Origin of the sequence: Burkholderia humptydooensis (genome assembly GCF_001513745.1) — a bacterium.
GTDB classification, from domain to species: Bacteria; Pseudomonadota; Gammaproteobacteria; order Burkholderiales; family Burkholderiaceae; genus Burkholderia; species Burkholderia humptydooensis.
On sequence record NZ_CP013380.1, the window covers coordinates 4,036,097 to 4,053,528 of the forward strand.

The window sequence follows — 17,432 nt, forward strand, 5'->3', positions numbered from 1 at the left end:
ATGCCGTACGCATGGACGCCGGCCCCGACGACACCCGCGCTCGCGCACGTCATCGCCTGAAGCGGCCGCGGCGCATCGCGATTCGGCTCGATCAGTTGACGCCATCGCGATACAGGCTTCGGAACGTACCCGGCGTGACGCCGTACATTCGCTTGAAATTCCGCGTGAAGTGGCTTTGATCGAAAAAACCCGCGCTCAATGCGGCGTCGGCAACCGACGTGCCGGTCCGAAGCAGGTACTTCGCCTTGTGAAGCTTGCACTGGAGATGGAAGCGGTGAAGCGGAATGCCGAACGTCTTCTTGAACGAGCGCATCAGATGGAAACGGCTCAGGTTGGTGAGGCGCGCCAGTTCCTCGATACTGACATCGCCGTCGGCATATTCGATGAGGTAATCCTTCGCGCGATGGACGGCCTGCGCGTTGCCGCCGATCTGCTCGCCGGCCGCCGCGGCCGTCGAGCAGCGCGCGTGCAGCGCCGACATGGCTTCGAGCCAGAACGCCTCTTTCATCAGCGCGGGCGCATCGATCTCGGCGCAGCGATGCGCCCTGAGCAGCAGCGCGGCAAGCCCGGGCTCGTCATGCAGGCCGGAGCGGATATTCTCATAACGCACGCGCTCGTCGCCATCGAGCGGATCGAGATAGATCGCCCTGTATTTCCAGCAGGAATCGCGCGGCACTGTACCCGAGTGGCACTCGCCCGCGTGAGTCACCCACAGCGTCAAAGGCTTCACGGTCTCCACGCCGCGCGACGATTTGCAATGCGCGGCGCCGCTTTCGGTGACGGCGATCACGAGCTCGTCATGCACGTGCGGCTCGAAAACGTGCGCGCCGTACGCCGCGCGAACCAGCCGCCCCGCCGGCAGCGACGCGTCACGCCACGTCGAAACCGGCATCGACGAACGTTTTTCGACGCACACGACGTCTCGGCTCTCTTCGCGACGCTCCCGTTCCATTCCAATCCCCCGATGTGCGTTCCCCAATGCCCGGCAGCCGCAGAGGCGGCGGGGCGCGACGGCAACTGCGCGCCGCAGCGCCGACATCACGTCGCGTCCCCGCTGCCCTGACGTGCGCCGGCCGTCAGATGGTCGCGGAAGCGGTCGCGCAGCTCGGTCTTTCTGATTTTTCCGGTCGGCGTCAACGGCATCTCGTCGAGGAACACGACATCGTCGGGCAGCCACCATTTCGCGACCCGGCTCGACAGGAACGTCAGCAGTTCGTCCTTCGTCACCGGCTCGTCCGCCTTGCGCACGATGCAAAGAACCGGCCGTTCTTCCCATTTCGGGTGGCTCGCGCCGACGACGGCCGCGAGCTTCACGGCCGGGTGCCCATAGCAGAGATTTTCGAGATCGACCGAGCTGATCCACTCTCCGCCCGACTTGATCACGTCCTTCGCGCGATCCGTGATGCGCAGGTAGCCGAGCGGATCGATCGTTCCGACGTCGCCCGTCGGAAACCAGCCGTCCCCGTCCAGCACGCCACCGGATGCCTGCTTGAAATAGCCGGACGCCGCCCATGCGCTTCTGACCCAGATCGCGCCCACGGACCGGCCGTCATGAGCGAGCCTGCGCCCGTCCTCGCCGACGAGCTTGAGCTCCATCCCGAACTGCGCGCGGCCCTGGCACGCCATGATTCTCGTTTGCGCGTCGTCGTCCAGTTGGCTCGCCGCATGAGACAGCGTCGAGAACGTGCCGAGCGGACTGAGCTCGGTCATCCCCCATACCTGATGAACCTGGCAGCCGTAGACTTCCTTCAGTGTCCTGATCATCGGCGGCGGCACCGCCGAGCCGCCGACGACTGCGCGCTTCAGGCTGTCGATGCGGCTCCCCGTGCGGCGCAGATGCTCGAGCAGCATCGTGACGACCGTCGGCACCGCGACGGTGAACGTCACCTGCTCCCGCTCGACGAGGCGCTGGACGGATTCGCCGTCGAGCCTGCGCCCAGGCAGCACGAGCTTCGCGCCCGTCATCGCCGCGAGGTACGGCATCGCCCAGGCGTTCGCATGGAACATCGGCGCGATGGGCATCACGACGTCGGACGACGCGATGCCGAACGCGCTCTGCTGCGCCGCGGCCAGCGCGTGCACGACCGTCGAGCGGTGCGAATACAGCACGCCCTTCGGCTCCCCCGTGGTTCCCGACGTGTAGCACAGCGACGAAGCCTTGCGTTCGTCGAACGACGGCCACGCGAACGTCGTCGCGAACGCGCCGATAAAGGTCTCGTAATCGGTCACGTCGACCGGAAGTCGCACCGCGCCGGCGCTGCCCGCATCGCCGAGCACGACGATCTTCTCGACGCACGGCAGTTGCCCGGCGATGCGCTCGACCGTCGGCAGGAATTCGGGATCGACGAACAGCAGGCGATCTTCGGCGTGATTGATGACGTAGACCAGATGGGCGTCGAACAGCCGCGGGTTGACGGTATGAAGCACCGCGCCGATGCCGGAAACGCCGTAATACATCTCGAAATGGCGATAGCCGTTCATCGCGATCGATGCGACGCGATCGCCGTCCGCCACGCCGTGCGCGTCGAGCGCGTGCGCGAGCTGCGCCGCCCGCGCGGCCGCGTCGGCATAGGTGTAGCGATGAATCGCGCCGGCGGCGTCCTGACTGACGATCTCGCGCGCGCCGTGATAGACCCGCGCGTATTCGAGGAGATCGCTGATCAGAAGCTGCTTATCCTGCATCAGGCCGAACATGCTTCCTCCGGAGGTGAACGTGCGGCGCGCGCATGCGAACCCGGCGGCGACGTCCGCCCCGCGCCGCCGCGTTCCGTGCCGCCGGTTCGACGGGCAGCATCGCGCCTTCGCTCGCCCCGGCACGAGGGCATCATCGCCGTTGCGCAGCACGCACGGTGTCTATCGATCGAATCGGATGTTGAGCCGCCGTCGGCGCTTGCTGCGCGCGCAGCAAGCGGCGGGCGTCTTCGCGAACGCGCCGGCCTCTTTCGGCGCGACCGCGGATTCGGCGCGCGCATGCGCGAAGCCGAATCCGCCGGGAATGATGGCGGCGAGCCGGACTCGCTTCCGCACGCCGCATGCCGCACGCGATCGCATCGCGCGCGCGCCGTTCCTAATGCGGGACGACCGCCGCGCGACGCACGATGTGCCGAAGCGCCGGCGTCGGCTTGAGCGCGCCGAACACGTAGCCCATGCCGTCATGCAACCTCGAGGCGCAGAATGCATCCGCCACTTCCGCGGTCGAATGGCGCAGCAGTTCGGCGCCTTGCAAGGCGAGCGCCATCAGCGATGCGATGCGGCGCGCGTTTCCTTCGATTTCGGCGCCTTCGTCGAGCGTCGCCTTCAGTACGCCGAGATGCGCGTCGAAAAAGCGGTTGGCGCCGGCAAGACCGGCGAAGTCGTCGAGCAACGCATCGAGCGTCTGCGGCTCGCGCTTCATCGCTCGCATGACGTCCATGCACATCATGTTCGACGTGCCTTCCCAGATCGCGTTGAGCGGCGCCTCGCGATACAGGCGGGCCATCGGATTTTCCTCGATGAAGCCGTTCCCGCCATGCACTTCGAGCGCCTCGACGACGAAGCTCGCCGCGCGCCGGCAATTCCAGAACTTCGCGACCGGCGTCGCGATGCGGGCCAACGCCTTCTCCGCCGCGTTCCCGGCCTCCCACCCGTCCGTCGCGCGGCTCACGCGCAGCGCCATCAGCATCGACGCCTCGGCGTCGATCGCGAGATCGGCGAGCACCGCCTCCTGTATCGGCTGCTCCGCGAGCGGCTTGCCGAACGCGGTCCGTGTCTGCGCGTGATTCAGCGCGAGCGTGAGCGCATGACGCATCAGCCCGGCCGAGCCCACGGCGAAATCCAGACGCGTCAGATGCGCATGCGAGAGGATCTCCCGGATGCCGCGCCCCTCTTCGCCGACGAGGATCGCCCATGCGTTTCGATATTCGATCTCGCTCGACGCATTCGACTTGTTGCCCGCCTTGTCCTTCAGACGCTGGATGAAAATCCGGTTCGTCGTTCCATCCGGGAGAATCCGCGGCATGAAGAAGCACGACACCCCGGCCTGCGTGCGCGCGAGCGTATAGATCCCGTCGGCGACGGGCACCGAGCAGAACCACTTGTGCCCGGTGACGAGGTAGATCGCGCCATGCTCGCCGTTCTCGTGCGGGACGGCGAACGTCTGCGTTTCCCTCAGATCCGATCCGCCCTGCTTTTCGGTCATCGCGTACGCGATCACGGCGTGAGTCTTCTGCTCGATCGGCAGGCGGCGCGGATCGTATTGCGTCTGCAGCGTCTTCTCCTTCCACGCGGCCAGCTCGGGATAACGCCTGAACCCCGCGACCGACGCGTAGGCCATGCCGGTAGGACAGCCGACGCCGTTCTCGATCTGATTCCACAGGTAGCTCTGAACCGCGCGCGCGAAATGCCCGTTCGGCTCCGTGGCGGTCCATGCGAGCGAATGCACCTGATTGCCGAATGCCCAGGACATCAACTGATGCCACGCCGGATGAAATTCCACCCAGTCGAGCCGGTTGCCGTAGCGGTCGAAATTCTTTAGGACGGGCGTGTACAGGTTCGCGAGGCGGGCCGCGTCCTGAGCCTGCGCGGTTCCCGCCAGCGCGCCGAGCCGGCTCGCGTGGCCCGCCGCCCACGGCGCGAAGCGTTCGGTGATCGACGATAGCGCGACGTCGTCGTCAAACGCGTTGTATCCGACCGGGTCGGCCGCCTGATTGAATACGGCGTGCGTGGCGCCGTCGCCTCCGGACTGCAGGTTGTCTTCGCTCCACTCCGGCAACGGATTGTTCATGTCTGTCTCCCGGTCAGTCGGATTCAGGCTTCCCGACGATCCGCAGCGGCGCGCCGGTCCCGCGCGGCGGCATCCGCGCCCCGACCGCCCTCACGCAGCATTCGACGATATGGCCGAGGAATTCTGCCTCGTCCGTCTTGTGCTCCTCGTCCGGCGCGAGCGGGCCGACCAGCGCCTCCATGAACGCGCCGACCACGCAGGCGGCCGACGTGCGCGCATCCTGCTCGGGGAATTCGCCGCTCCGGATGCCTTCCTCGATGATCCGCTGAACGGCTTCGCTCAGCGCTTTCCGGTACGCGAGCCGCTGCACGTCGATCTCCGGCTCGCAAGGCTCGGCGATCAGCGCGAACGCGAGGCGCCGCCCGCGCAGCGCGCGCTTCGAGAACGCGTACACCGCGTCGGCCAGCCGGTCGCGAACGAGACCGCCCGCCGCAGCGATCTGGCGCACCACGTCCACCTCACGTTGCGACACGATGGCGAGCACTTGCGCGAACAGATCCGCCTTCGACGGGAAATACCGGTACACGGATCCCGTTGCAAGCCCGGCCGCGTGCGCAACCGACGACATCTGCGCAGCCTGCCATCCGCCTTCCGCGACCAGACGGCGTGCGGCATCAAGGATCTGCGCGCGGTTGTCGGCGAGGCGCGCTTCAAGACGGGGAGATCGCTTCTTCGGGTTCACGCGAGAAAATGAATGATGATTCATTTGCGAATTCTAGTTCACCATTAGTTCCTGTCAATGATTCAATCGCGGCCTTGAAGCCCGTGTCGCGGCCGCTTTGCGCCGGCTTCCCGGCGCGCCCCGCCGGGCGGCGTCACCGCAGCGCGCCCGGCGCGCCGACCGTCAACGAAACCCTTCCCGCCGCCATCGTCGCGACGCCCACCACCGCCATCCCGACGCAGAACATCGCGTAGAACGTCGGCGCCAGCGCGGAGCCGGTCGCATCGATCAGCCACGTCACGATCATCTGCGAGAACCCGCCGAACAACATGACGGCCAGGTTATAGGCGAGCGAAAGCCCGGTCGAGCGCACCTCGGCCGGAAACTGCTCGGAGACGAGCGCGCCGAAGGGCCCGTAGAATCCCGCGAGGCTCACGCTGAGCAGACACTGGACGAGCAGTATCTTCGCGACGCTCGGACTCGCGTTCAGCCACGCGAACAGCGGATACAGCAACGCGAGCGTCACGACGAGCGAAACGAGCGACAGCGATTTTCGGCCGATGCTGTCGGAGATTCGGCCGGCCACCGGACAAAGCAGCACGAGCAGCGTATTGCCGGCGACGAGCGCGTAGAAGCTCGCTTCGATCGGCAGCTTCAGTTGCTTGACCGCGTAGGTCGGCAGATAGCTGACCAGCACGTAGACGCTCGACGTCAGCGCGACCACCGCCGCGAGGCTCGAAAGCACGCCGCCGATGTGGTCGCGCACGACGCTCTGCAGGACTTGCGTCGGCCGTTCGTCCGCCGCCGGCGCGCTCTCCGGCTCGACGAGGTTTCGCCGGATATAGAAGCCGACCGGCCCGATGACGAGCCCGATGACGAACGGAATCCGCCATCCCCACGCCATGAGTTCGTCGTGGCTCAGGCCCTTCGTCACCAGCGCGCCCACGATCGCGCCGAGCAGCAGCGCGGCCGCCTGGCTGGCCATCTGAAAGCTGCCGAAGAATCCGCTCCGGCCGGGCGGCGCCGATTCGATCAGAAGCGCCGTCGCCGTGCCGAATTCCCCGCCGGCGGAAAAGCCCTGGATCAGGCGAGCGATGACGATCAGCACCGGAGCGGCCACCCCGATACTCGCATGCGTGGGCGCCAGCGAAATGATCAGGAGGCCCAAGGTCATCAAGGCGATAACGAGCGACAGCGCGCGCTTGCGGCCGAACCGGTCCGCGTACGAGCCGAGCACCAGCCCGCCGATCGGCCGCATCAGAAAGGCGACGCCGAACGTGCCGGTCGTGAGCAGGATGGACGTATAGCTGTGCCCGGTCGGAAAGAACAGATCGGCAAGCACGACCGTCATGTAGCTGAAGACGACGAAGTCGTACCATTCCAGCGCATTGCCGATCACCGCCGCGACGATGCCTCTCATATGGGGGGCGTGCTTCATTTCGGTCCTCCGTCGATTCACCGAGCCATCGTAGGAAGGACAAAATGGACGCGCTTGCACAAAAATGCTGTCGCGGCCGGCCGGCGTCTCTCCGGCCCCGCCAGAATGAACCGTCTAAAAGGGATTCTCAATGATCAGACGATACGCGAAAATAGAGCGCCCCCCGTCCGAATGCGCAAGGAGAATCGCCTCGATGGAGTTCCGCCCGATAAAGGAAAGTGATCTCGGCAGCACGTACGACATCCGCTTTTCCGTCACCGAGAATCGCATCCTCCCGCATCAGATCCATCTCCTCGATCGCGACCGCGTGCTCGAGCAATTGCGCAACGGCTTCAGCGTCATCGCGATCGAAGGCGGCACCGCGGTCGGTTACTGCATGGCCACGGGCGGCCCGCAAGCGTTCATCAGCGCGCTGTTCGTCCGTCCCGCGTGGCACGGAACGGGCGTCGGACGCGAGATGCTCGAGCGGGCGCTCGCCTGGCTGCGTCAGCAAGGCAGCGAAAGCGTCTCGCTCGTCACCGATCCCGGCTCGCGCGCGGACGGCTTCTACCAGCATCTCGGCTGGATTCGCGGCGAGCTCGACAGCTACGGCTGCCAGGTCACGTTCCGAAAATCACTCGCGACATGAGGCGATATGACGTCAAGCGACAAATCCCGCTCGCTCGCCGCACGGCGCCCCGCGTCGCTGCATGCCGTCGCGGTCGCGGTCGACATGTTGCAGCGGCGCGGCTTGAGCACGGAACTGATCCTCAGCGGCTCGGGCATCACGCCTGCCGAGTTGCGCCAGCCGAACAAGATCATCTCGCATGCGCAGGAGATGGTGATCTATCACAACGCATGGCGGATGACGGGCGATTCGGCGATCGGCCTCGCGATGGCCGACGCGGTGCCGCTGACCGCGTACATGCCGCTCGGGCTCGCGATGATGGTCAGCCCGACGCTCGGCGCCGCGATCGAGCTCGCGAACAGTTGCCCGCTGCTCGCGTTGTGCTACTTCGCCACGCGCCTCGAAACGAAAGGCTCGCGGGCGGTCATCACGTTCTCCGATTATTCGTATCGGCCCGATCTCTACGTGCTCAACACCGACATGTGTCTCGCGGGCCTGCGCAGGCAGATGTTCGACCTGCTCGGCGGCCCGCCGACATTCCGTCAGGTGACGCTCGCTTTCGACACGCCAAAACATGCATATGCATATGAATCGCTGTTCCAGTGTCCGGTCAGGTTCTCGGCGCCCGCGCATTCGTTCACGCTCGACGCGGACTGCATGAACACGCCGCTGCCGATGGCGCATCAGCTCGAGCACATGATCGCGAAGGACGCGTGCGTGCGGCGCGAGCAGGAGCTCGAGCAATGGGCTGCGTCGGACGTCGTCGGCAAGACGCTCCACTACCTGTACGACCATCCGTTCACGGGCACCGTCCCCGCGCTCGCCGGCGCGCTCGGCATGTCCACCCGCACGCTGCAGCGCAAGCTCAAGCAGTCCGGCACGTCGCTTCAGCGGCTGCTCGAACAGGTGAGGCGCGATCTGCTGATTCAGGATCTCGCGATGGGCCCGCGATCGAGAAAAGACATCGCACGGCACATCGGCTACAAGGACCCGACCTCCGTGAGCCGCGCGCGGCGCCGATGGGCGAAAGAAGATTCGTGAGCGCGCGCGAACCTGCGCGATGGCGCGTTTTGGCACGCAATTGGCGCGTTCTGCCACGCCTTCGCGCACACGGACGACGCGCCGTTTGTTAACCTACATTCATCCGAATAATGGATCTTGGACACGGGAAATTCCAGTGGCAAAAGACAATCCGGAGGGCCGATTAACCGCGCGCGACTGGCAATTGCTGAGCCCGGTCGTCGCATTGCTCGCCGTCGGCACGTTGCTGCCGATCGCCGTCGTCACGTCGGTTTCGCTGATGCGCCCGCTCGGCTACGGCGGCGTCGACTGGGGCAGCTTCTCGCTCGACGCCTATCTGAATCTGATCGTCGATCGCGATTTCGACGGCAATCTGATTTTTCAGAGCGATCATGTCCGCATCTTCGCGCGCTCGCTCGCGCTGGCGGCCGCGACCACGGCCGGCTGCGTCGCGCTCGGCTTTCCCACTGCGCTTTTCATCGCGACGCAGCCGCCGCGTCGCAAGAGCGCGCTGCTGATTCTCGTGACGATACCGTTCTGGACGAGCCTCGTCATACGCTCGTATGCATGGATCATCCTGATCGCCGACCACGGTCTCGCGAATCGCGCGCTGAACGGTCTCGGCATGCTCGACGGCCCGCTCGGGCTGCTCTACACGACGCCCGCCACGCTGGTCGGCCTGCTGTACACGTTCTTTCCGTTCATGGTGCTGCCCGTGTACGCGAGTCTCGACGATTTCGACTGGCGCATCGTCGAAGCCGCATATGATCTCGGCGCAACGCGGTGGCGTGCGCTGCGCCAGGTGGTGATCCCGAACTGCATGCCGGGCATCGCTGCGGGCATCGGCCTCGTCTTCGTGCCCGCGCTCGGCTCGTATGTGATCCCGAATCTGCTCGGCGGCAGCCATTCGATGATGATCGGCAACCTGATCGAGATGAAGTTCACGCAAGGCCGCAACTGGCCGCTCGGCGCGTCGTTGTCGCTCGCGCTGCTCGGGCTCGTGCTCGCGGCGATGCTGGCCCGCCGCCTGACGTCCGCGAAGCGGGGAGCGCTCGCATGAACGGCGCGCAATCGGCCCGCCATCGCTTCCCGTTCGCGGCCTACGTCGCGATCGGCGCATTCGCGTTCCTGTATGCGCCGATGGTCGCGCTCGTCGCGCTGAGCTTCAACCAGGGCGACTCGTCGCTCGTCTGGAGCGGCTGGGGGCTGCACGGCTATGCCGACGCGTGGCAGGACCCGACGCTGATGCGCGCCGCACGCAACTCGCTCGCGCTCGCCGGCTCGTCCACCGCCATCGCGACGGCGCTCGCGACGCTCGCCGCCGTCGTCATGTGGGCACGCGAAGGGCGGGGCAAGTACGTGATCGAGAACCTGATCGGCGTGCCGCTGATCGTGCCGGAAATCGTCACGGCGATCGCGACGCTGCTGCTGTTCTCGGCGCTGTCGATCGACCTCAGCTTCTACACGGTGCTGCTCGCGCACGTCGCGTTCTGCCTGCCGTTCGCCTATCTGCCGATCCGCGCGCGTCTGCGGCGCGTCGATCCGCTGCTGCTCGACGCCGCCGCCGATCTGTCGGCAACGCCGTGGGCCGCATTCCGGCAGGTCACGCTGCCGCTGGCGCTGCCCGGCATCGCGGCGGGCGCGATGCTCGCGTTCCTCACGTCGATGGACGACTTCGTGATCACGTACTTCGTCGCCGGGCCCGGCGTGACGACGCTGCCGATGTACATCTTCGGCGCGCTCAAGTTCGGGCTCACGCCGAAGATCAACGCGATATCGACGATCATGCTCGCGCTCTCCGCGATCGTGGCGATCGTCGGCAGCGCATCGGCGAGCGGCGACGCAACCGAGGACGCGCGCGACGAATCGCCGGCCGGCGATGCCGTCGCGCGCGCGCACCCGCTCTTTTCCCATACCAACAAAATCGAGGCGCTATGAAAGCATGGTTGACGTTACTGCTCACGATGACATTCGGATTCGCCCAGGCCGCCGAGTTGCATCTCGCGAACTGGCCGGACTGGATGCCGCCGGAGCTGATGAAGAAATTCGAGAAGGAAACCGGCATCAAGACGACGCTCGACATCTACGACAGCGACGCGACGCTGCTGTCGAAGCTGCAGGCGGGAGGCGGCGGCTACGACGTCGTCGTCGCGGGCGACTACTACGTTCAGGTCTTCGCGAAGAACGGCCTCGTGCGCAAGCTCGACAAGAGCCGGCTGCAGAACATGGCGAACGTCATGCCGGAATACCGGCATCCGCTCTTCGATCCGAACCGCGACTACACGGTGCCGTATCTGATCTTCATGACGGGCTTCGCGTACGACAGCGCGCGCGTGCCGGGCGGCAAGCTCGACGATAGCTGGAAATCGCTGTTCGATCCGCCGGCGTCGCTGCGCGGCGAAATCGCGGATCTGGATTCGGTCGAGGAGCTCTACATGGCTGCGAGCTGGTATCTGAAGCAGGACGAGTGCACCGAGAATCCCGAAGACGCGAAGCGCGTGCTCGCCGTGCTGCGCAAGCAGAAGCCGTACGTGAAGACGTACAGCAACGAAGGCACGATCGACCGGATGATCTCGCGGCAGGTCGTCGTGCAGCACGGCTGGAGCGGCGCGACGGTCCGCGTGCAGCGCAAGCTGTCGACCGCGGCCTTCGCGTTCCCGCGCGAAGGCGTGCGGATGGCGCAGGACAATTTTCTGATTCCCGCGAAGGCGAAGAACGTGAGCGAGGCGCACACGTTCCTCAACTGGATGATGAAGCCCGAGAACATGGCCGCTGCGTCCAACGCGTATCTGTATCCGAACGAGATTGCGGGTTCCGAGCGCTACATGAGCGCGGACCTGCTGAAGAATCCCGCGGTGATGCTCCCGGCCGCCTACAAGGAGCGGCTGCGCCCGTTCAAGCTGTGCTCGCCGGCGGCGCTCGCGCTGCGCGACAAGGTATGGACGATGTTCAAGCAATGACGCCGCCGCGATGATGGCGGCATCGGCGCGACGCATCGATTGAAATCGACTGGAATCAACTGGAATCGATTGACGCAACCGCCTTACGGCGAAGCGCGAGGAAGGTAATGGACTGACGAAGTGACGATGCTCGAAGCGGTCGATGCGGGTGCTGGTAACACCGGCATCGACCTGACCACGGTAGTTATTGCGAGTGCCCACACATGGCTGGCTTCATTGTACAGCATCGCTTTTGCAGCGAAGCTGCGTTCGGCGCTGCCGTTCCGTTGCGCCTGCGTCGGCGCCGAGCATTGCGGTTTCCGTTCGGTTCGGTGCGATCGCAACCGTCGTTTCAAGCCGGATCGCACGCTCATCGGGCCGCATTCCGTCGCCCATGTTCCACCTGCTCCACTTTCCTCACTGCCTCGGAAGCAGGTGGCTTCGCTGCGCCAGTTCGGGCCCGCGCCCGACGGAACGCGCAGCGCTTTTTATTCCCGACCGAGCGAACACGGCAAGCCGCCCGTTGCGAACCGCACCGCAGGCACGCCGACCGTTTTCACTAGTGCCCCACGCTAGTGGCCCGTCTGCCAGCAATCGGTGGCCCTCGAGTGCAGACGGATTCGCCGCGCAGACATGCGCGGTTTTTTTTGCGCGGTTGCAAGCGGCGAGGCGCTCGTGATCGCGCTCCCGCCGCACGCTCACTTCATCATCGCGCGCTACGCCGCGTCGCCGCTCAACGCCCGATAGCACTCCGGCCGCCGATCCCGAAACACGCCCCAGCAGCGCCGCCGATACGCGAGCGCATCGAGATCGAATTCGGCCGTCGCGATCGCCTCGCCGTGCCGGTCGCATTCGACGATCTTCTCGCCGTCCGCGCCCGCGATGAACGAGCTGCCGTAAAACGCGATTTCGCCCGATGCGCCGCGCTCGACGCCGATCCGGTTGCTCGCGACGACGGGCATCAGGTTCGCGGCCGCATGACCGCGCTGCGTGTTCTGCCAGTGCGCGCGCGAATCGATCGACGCATCGTGCGGCTCGCTGCCGATCGCGGTCGGGTACAGCAGCAGCTCCGCCCCCGCAAGCGCCATCGTCCGCGCGCATTCCGGAAACCACTGATCCCAGCAGATCCCGACGCCGATCCGCCCATATGCGGTGTCCCACACGCGAAAGCCCGTGTCGCCCGGCGTGAAATAGTATTTTTCCGTGTAGCCCGGGCCGTCCGGAATGTGCGTCTTTCGATAGACGCCGAGCGCGCGGCCGTCGGCGTCGAAGACCGCGACCGAGTTGAATTGCGTCTGGCCGGCGCGCTCGAAGAAGCTCACGGGCAGCACGACGCCGAGTTCGCGCGCGAGCGACGCGAAGCGCGCAAGCCACCGGTGGCCTTCGTACGGCTGCGCGAGCGCGAGATGCGCGGGATTCTGGTCGATGCAGAAATACGGCGTCTCGAACAATTCCTGCAGCAGCACGATCTGCGCGCCACGCGCGGCCGCGTCGCGCACAAGACGCTCCGCGCGCGCCAGGTTCGCATCGACGTTCCAGTCGCACGCCATCTGCGTGGCGGCCACGATCGTCTTTCTCATCTCGTGCTCCTCCTCAGGAACGACCCAACGTCGGCCAATACGGCGCCAGCGCGGCGCGGGCGGCCCGCACCGCGGCGCGCTCGCCGTCGCCGCACGGATGCTGGGCGAACTGGTGCGGATCGTCGAACGGCGCGTTCCAGCCGACGAGCCCCTCGAGCACGCCGAGCGTCGCGATCGGCAGATACGGCAGGCTGTAGCCGCCTTCCTGCAGCATGACGATGCGTCCGTCGCATGTGCTGCCCGCCGCCTGCCGCAACGCGCGCGCCATGTGCCGGAACCCGTCGCGCTGCACGCGCATGCGGCCGAGCGGATCGAACGCGTTCGCGTCCTGCCCCGCCGACACGAGAATGAGCTGCGGCGCGAACGCTTCGACGAGCGGCAGCACCAGTTCGTCGAATGCGTGCGCGTAGCCGGCGTCGCCCGTGCCGGACGGCAACGGCACGTTCGCGTTGTAGCCGGCGCCCGCGCCGCCGCCCGTCTCGCGCGCTTCGCCGCCATCGACCGGAAAATTCGCCGCCTCGTGCAACGACACGAACAGCACCGACGGATCGTCGTAGAACACCTGCTGCGTGCCGTTGCCGTGATGCACGTCCCAGTCGACGATCGCGACGCGCTCAACGCCGTGCACGGCCTGCGCGTGCCGCGCCGCGATCGCGACGTTGTTGTAGTAGCAGTAGCCCATCGCGAAATCGGCGCCCGCGTGGTGGCCCGACGGCCGGATCAGCGCATACGCCTGCCGAAGCGGCCCCGTCATCACCGCGTCGACGGCCGCGCACGCGGCGCCCGCCGCGAGCCGCGCGACGCGCTCGGTCGACGCGCTGCCCGCCGCGTCGTCGCCGAGCGGCACCACCTGCTCGCCCGCCACCGCGCAAGCCTCGGCGAGCTGCCGCAGATACTCGGGCCGGTGCACGCGCAGCAATTGCTCGTCGGTCGCGTGCTCGAACGCGACGCGCGTCAGGCGCTCGGTCATGCCGACCGCGTCGAGCAATTGCTTCGTATACGCGAGCCGCAGCGGACTGTCGAAATGCTCGCCGAAGTTCAGCGTGCCGTGCGGGACGACGTACACGAGATCGCCTTGCCGATGCGTGAGGAATGCGGGATCGAACAGCAGTCCGGTAGGAATCACTTCGGTCTCCTCGTCAGAATGAAGCCGCTCAGTAACCGGTCTTGAACTGGGTCCAGTAGCGTGTCTGCATGCGCATCGCCTGCGGCGGCATCGGGCGCTTCACCCACAGCGTACGCATCGTCGCCGCATCCGGATAGATCGCCGGATTCGACGTGAGCCGCTTGTCGACGAGCGGCGTCGCCGCGCGGTTCGGATTCGGATACATCACCTTGTTGCTGATTTTCGCGACGACGTCGGGCCGCAGAATGTAGTCGATGAAGCGCAGCGCGTTGTCCGGATGCGCCGCGCCCTTCGGAATCGCCATGCTGTCGAACCAGAACGGCGCGCCGGCCGCGGGCAGGCTGTAGACGATCTGCTGCCCGTTCCTCGCATCCGCCGCGCGCAGCGCCGCGACGAGCACCGCGCCCGAGTAGCCGGTAACGACGCACACGTCTCCCGTCGCGAGATCGTTCATCACGGGTGTCGCGATGAACTGGCGGATCGTCGGCCGGATCTTCTTCATCATGTCGAGCGCCGCCTCGTAGTCGCGCGGATCGGTCGTGTTCGGATCGCGACCGATGTAGCGCAGCGCGAGCGGAAACACTTCGCTGCCCGCGTCGTTGAACGCGATGCCGCAGCCCTTGAGCTTCGCCGCATACGCGGGGTTGAAGATCAGCTCGAGCGTGTTCGCGGGCAGCGGGCCGCCGAGCGCCTGCCTCACCTTCGCGACGTTCAGCCCGAGCCCGAACGTGCCCTGCATGTACGGCACGCCGTACTGGTTGCCGGGATCGACCTCGGCCGCGCGCGCGACGATCGCCGGATCGAGATTCTTCAGATTCGGCAGCCTCGATTTGTCGAGCTTCTGGTAGAGGCCCGCCTGAATCTGCCGCGCCAGAAAATCGTTCGACGGAAACACGAGATCGTAGCCGCTGTTGCCTGTCGTGAGCTTCGTTTGCAACGCTTCGTTGCTGTCGTAGACGTCGAGCCGCACCTTGATGCCGGTTTCCTTCTCGAAGCCGGCGATCGTGTCGGGCGCGAAATACTCGGCCCAGTTGTAGATGTTGAGCACGTTGCCGCCGGCCGCGCGCGCGGCGGCGCACGCGAGCGACGCAAGCACGACGGCGATCCATGCGATGCGCTTCATCGATCCCTCCTTTGACGATGCCAAAGAAATGGCGGCCGCTCGAGCGCTGCGTTGCCGAACGTTCCGCTTGTGATCGTAAGTAGAGAAAAAAATCGATTCGTGATCTTATTACGCACATCGCCTGTGCCTTTGAGGAAAGAATGCGGCGAATCGATCTGCTGTCCGCGCTCGAAACGTTCGTCTGCGCGGTCGAGGAAGGCAGCCTCAGCCAGGCGGCGCGCAGGCTCGCGAAAACGCCGTCGGCGGTAACGAAGGCGATCGCCGGACTCGAAGCGACGCTCGGCGCGCAACTGCTCGAGCGCACGACGCGCCGGCTCGTGCTGACGGAAGGCGGGCGGCTCTATCTCGCGACCGCGACCGACGTGCTGCGCCGGCTCGCGGACGGCGCGCGGCAGTTGTCCGAGCGCGATGACGAACCGCGCGGCCTGCTGCGCGTCACGGCCGCGCATTCGTTCGGCCACGCGATCCTCGCGCCGCTCTGCGCGCCGTTTGCGCAGGCGTTTCCGCGCGTGCGGATCGAGCTGTCGCTATCCGATCATTACGTCGACATCGTCGGCGAAGGCTTCGATCTCGCGCTGAGGATGGGCAACTACGATCTGCCGAGCCAGATCGTCAAGCCGATCGGCTCGAACCGCAGCCTGCTGTGCGCAAGCCCCGGCTATCTCGCGCGGCGCGGCCGGCCCGCCGCGCCGGCCGATCTCGCGCAGCACGACTGCGTGCTCTATCGCCACCCGACGCTCGCGAACACCTGGACGTTCGATCGCGACGGCGTGCGCGCGCGCATCGAGCCGAAAGGGCCGCTCGCCACCGACGACTACGGCCTCGCGCTCGCCGCGACGCTCGATGGCGCGGGCGTGCTGCCGTGCCCGCAATGGAGCGTCGTCGACGTGCTCGAGGCGGGCCGGCTCGTGCCGCTGCTCGTCGACTGGCGCTTCGAGAGCGCGTCGTTCGGCGAGGACCGGATTTGCGCCGCCTATCCGTCGAGCCGGCGCGGCTCGACGAAGATCCGCCGTCTCGTCGAGCGCGTCGAGGCGAAGCTCGCCGATAGCGAAGCGCGCGTCGCGCGCGTGCTGGGCGAGGCGCCTCGCACCGATTTTGCCCTCCGTTGACGAGGGGCAGCCAACGACCGGCTCGGCCGCGGTGAATGTGTTCCCCTGATCGTTGTTGACGTCGGGTTGCCGGCCGGCAGCGAACCTGAGCGGTCGATCGGGCAGCCGGCACGCCGGTTCGAGACGATCCGGCGAACGGCACCCGCGCCGACAGCGCACCGCCACGCCGATAAGCGCGCGGCCGGCGCCGCCCCCCGCGCGCCGTCTCGCGCCCCCTCACGTTCGGCCCGCCGCGAGCGGATTCGCGCGCGCTCGTTGACGTGCGTCAATCCGCATCTGCAACCTGCGTGCAGATTGGCTACGCTTGTAGACATTGCGCGCCGCGAGCGACGCGACGAAACGAGCCGCATCGCACGGGCGGCGTCGGCGCTCGTACGGCCCGCCGCAGGACGCCCGCGCGCCGCCGCTCGACCGCGTGCAGCCGACCATCCGACCGGAGACATCGTCATGGAAGAAGCCTATGCACGGCGCGCGCTGCTGCTGCACCTCGGCAGCGTGCTGCAAATCCTGAGCCGCCTCGAGGAGAAGCCCGACAACCAGTCGATCGAGGCGCTGCTCGCGGCGAACGGCATGCTCGCCGACGTGCCGCTCGTCGAATACGTCGTGCAGGACATGACGGTGCGCGAATTCGTGTCCCGCGCGCTGCGCGCGTTCTGCCTGTGGCCGCAACTGCTGCTCGAAGATCCGCTCGACTACGGCGCGCTCGCGCTGCCCGTTCGCAGGCATCTGTTCGCGGGCAACGATACCGGCTGGAAAGCGTATGCGTCGACGCTGCGCGACGCCGCGCCCGGCTTCGACATCAGGCGCTCGTACGCCGCCGAGCCGCGCGAGGCCGAGCCCGAACTCGCCGACGAGCGCGACGTCGAAGCGGGCGAAGGTCCCGTCGAACGCGACGACGAAGACGATGACGATAGCCGCTTGCGCGAGCGCGCGGCGGCGAGCGTCGAAAGCCCGGCTCCGGACGCCGCGCCGGTTCGCCGCAAATCATATGAATAGCGCGCGCGAGCAGGAACGCCTGCGCTCGCGGCCGGATCGTCAAGGCATCCGAACCTGTTTTGGCGCCGGCC

16 protein-coding genes are annotated in these 17,432 nt (G+C 66.6%); 8 read left to right on the forward strand and 8 right to left on the reverse strand.

The window, feature by feature from the left end; genetic code table 11:
- Window positions 1–91 precede the first annotated feature (91 nt).
- From AQ610_RS18080 to AQ610_RS18105, 5 genes are all read right to left on the reverse strand, one after another.
- Window positions 92–1,039, reverse strand: coding sequence for an AraC family transcriptional regulator (locus AQ610_RS18080; protein WP_309294830.1), 948 nt, complete (start codon window positions 1,037–1,039; stop codon window positions 92–94).
- Complete coding sequence (locus AQ610_RS18085) at window positions 1,039–2,694, reverse strand: long-chain fatty acid--CoA ligase (RefSeq protein WP_006024087.1); 1,656 nt, start codon at window positions 2,692–2,694, stop codon at window positions 1,039–1,041. The genes AQ610_RS18080 and AQ610_RS18085 overlap by 1 nt, the downstream gene beginning before the upstream one ends.
- 373 nt (window positions 2,695–3,067) lie before the next feature.
- The gene (locus AQ610_RS18095) at window positions 3,068–4,762 is read right to left on the reverse strand and encodes an acyl-CoA dehydrogenase family protein (RefSeq protein WP_006024085.1); all 1,695 of its coding nucleotides are present in this window, start codon (window positions 4,760–4,762) and stop codon (window positions 3,068–3,070) included.
- 13 nt (window positions 4,763–4,775) lie between these two features.
- Window positions 4,776–5,468, reverse strand: a complete 693-nt coding sequence (locus AQ610_RS18100) for a TetR/AcrR family transcriptional regulator (RefSeq protein ID WP_006024084.1) — start codon at window positions 5,466–5,468, stop codon at window positions 4,776–4,778.
- A gap of 109 nt (window positions 5,469–5,577) precedes the next feature.
- Window positions 5,578–6,861: an MFS transporter gene (locus tag AQ610_RS18105; RefSeq protein ID WP_015602320.1), complete on the reverse strand. Its 1,284-nt coding sequence runs from the start codon at window positions 6,859–6,861 to the stop codon at window positions 5,578–5,580.
- 193 nt (window positions 6,862–7,054) lie between these two features.
- Here AQ610_RS18105 and AQ610_RS18110 point away from each other — a divergent pair, with 193 nt between their 5' ends.
- The 6 genes from AQ610_RS18110 to AQ610_RS36175 all read left to right on the forward strand — a co-directional run bounded on the left by AQ610_RS18110 (window position 7,055) and on the right by AQ610_RS36175 (window position 12,003).
- Window positions 7,055–7,489 carry a GNAT family N-acetyltransferase gene (locus tag AQ610_RS18110; protein ID WP_006024081.1) on the forward strand — a complete coding sequence of 145 codons (435 nt, stop codon included), beginning with the start codon at window positions 7,055–7,057 and terminating at the stop codon, window positions 7,487–7,489.
- A gap of 6 nt (window positions 7,490–7,495) precedes the next feature.
- Entirely contained in the window at window positions 7,496–8,509 is a 1,014-nt protein-coding gene (locus AQ610_RS18115) for an AraC family transcriptional regulator (protein WP_006024080.1), read from the forward strand.
- A 184-nt stretch (window positions 8,510–8,693) separates the two neighbouring features.
- Window positions 8,694–9,548: an ABC transporter permease gene (locus AQ610_RS18120; RefSeq protein WP_006024079.1), complete on the forward strand. Its 855-nt coding sequence runs from the start codon at window positions 8,694–8,696 to the stop codon at window positions 9,546–9,548.
- Window positions 9,545–10,426, forward strand: coding sequence for an ABC transporter permease (locus AQ610_RS18125; protein ID WP_006024078.1), 882 nt, complete (start codon window positions 9,545–9,547; stop codon window positions 10,424–10,426). Before AQ610_RS18120 ends, AQ610_RS18125 begins: the two co-directional genes overlap by 4 nt.
- Complete coding sequence (locus tag AQ610_RS18130) at window positions 10,423–11,448, forward strand: ABC transporter substrate-binding protein (RefSeq protein ID WP_006024077.1); 1,026 nt, start codon at window positions 10,423–10,425, stop codon at window positions 11,446–11,448. Before AQ610_RS18125 ends, AQ610_RS18130 begins: the two co-directional genes overlap by 4 nt.
- Window positions 11,449–11,568: 120 nt before the next feature.
- Window positions 11,569–12,003: a hypothetical protein gene (locus tag AQ610_RS36175; RefSeq protein ID WP_144411905.1), complete on the forward strand. Its 435-nt coding sequence runs from the start codon at window positions 11,569–11,571 to the stop codon at window positions 12,001–12,003.
- Window positions 12,004–12,143: 140 nt separating this feature from the next.
- On the opposite strand, the gene aguB is transcribed toward AQ610_RS36175, so the two are convergent.
- Genes aguB through AQ610_RS18145 form a run of 3 tightly spaced genes read right to left on the reverse strand, consistent with a single transcriptional unit; the run spans window position 12,144 to window position 15,256 of the window.
- On the reverse strand, window positions 12,144–13,007 hold the full coding sequence (gene aguB / locus AQ610_RS18135) for an N-carbamoylputrescine amidase (protein ID WP_006024075.1): 864 nt from the start codon (window positions 13,005–13,007) through the stop codon (window positions 12,144–12,146).
- A 13-nt stretch (window positions 13,008–13,020) separates the two neighbouring features.
- The gene (locus tag AQ610_RS18140; RefSeq protein WP_006024074.1) at window positions 13,021–14,133 is read right to left on the reverse strand and encodes a class II histone deacetylase; all 1,113 of its coding nucleotides are present in this window, start codon (window positions 14,131–14,133) and stop codon (window positions 13,021–13,023) included.
- Window positions 14,134–14,161: 28 nt separating this feature from the next.
- On the reverse strand, window positions 14,162–15,256 hold the full coding sequence (locus AQ610_RS18145; protein ID WP_006024073.1) for a polyamine ABC transporter substrate-binding protein: 1,095 nt from the start codon (window positions 15,254–15,256) through the stop codon (window positions 14,162–14,164).
- A 140-nt stretch (window positions 15,257–15,396) separates the two neighbouring features.
- Here AQ610_RS18145 and AQ610_RS18150 point away from each other — a divergent pair, with 140 nt between their 5' ends.
- A complete protein-coding gene (locus AQ610_RS18150; RefSeq protein ID WP_006024072.1) occupies window positions 15,397–16,365 on the forward strand; it encodes a LysR family transcriptional regulator in 969 nt (322 codons plus the stop codon).
- Between the two features lie 447 nt (window positions 16,366–16,812).
- Complete coding sequence (locus AQ610_RS18155; RefSeq protein ID WP_006024071.1) at window positions 16,813–17,361, forward strand: hypothetical protein; 549 nt, start codon at window positions 16,813–16,815, stop codon at window positions 17,359–17,361.
- Window positions 17,362–17,432 lie beyond the last annotated feature (71 nt).